General features: G+C 40.6%; 1 protein-coding gene. It reads right to left on the bottom strand.

Annotation, left to right across the window (positions count from 1 at the left end):
• Nucleotides 1–219 precede the first annotated feature (219 nt).
• The coding region (locus tag EO124_RS10140; RefSeq protein ID WP_498370423.1) for an EF-Tu C-terminal domain-related protein at nt 220–463 on the bottom strand (244 nt) is incomplete at its 5' end.

Genomic DNA, 463 nt, shown 5'->3' with positions numbered 1-463 from the left:
TTTTAAAAGACCGATAAGACTAGATAAATACTAGTCTCATCGGTCTAAAAACCAACTCAAAATGTCCTATAGGCCTATTTTTCTAAAAAATTTTCAGCAATGTTTCGTCTTATACGCTCAAGATTTAATATCATGCCCCATAATTATGACAAACCAAAAATGCCGCCCGGATAATCCGAGCGGCATTTTATTAGTTTGTATCAGTGTACAAGTCTGAAATTAGCCTTCGATAATTTCAGTAACAACACCGGCGCCTACTGTGTGGCCACCTTCACGAATCGCGAAACGAAGACCAGCTTCGATAGCGATTGGAGTGATCAATTCAATAGTCATAGTGATATTATCACCAGGCATACACATTTCAGTACCTTCAGGCAACTGGATAACACCGGTTACGTCAGTTGTACGGAAGTAGAACTGTGGACGGTAGTTGGAGAAGAATGGAGTATGACGGCCACCTTCT

It is taken from the genome of Veillonella ratti (assembly GCF_003992115.1).
GTDB lineage: Bacteria > Bacillota > Negativicutes > Veillonellales > Veillonellaceae > Veillonella_A > Veillonella_A ratti.
Note: the sequence above shows the minus strand (reverse complement) of the source record. Positions and strands in the feature narration are given on the sequence as shown.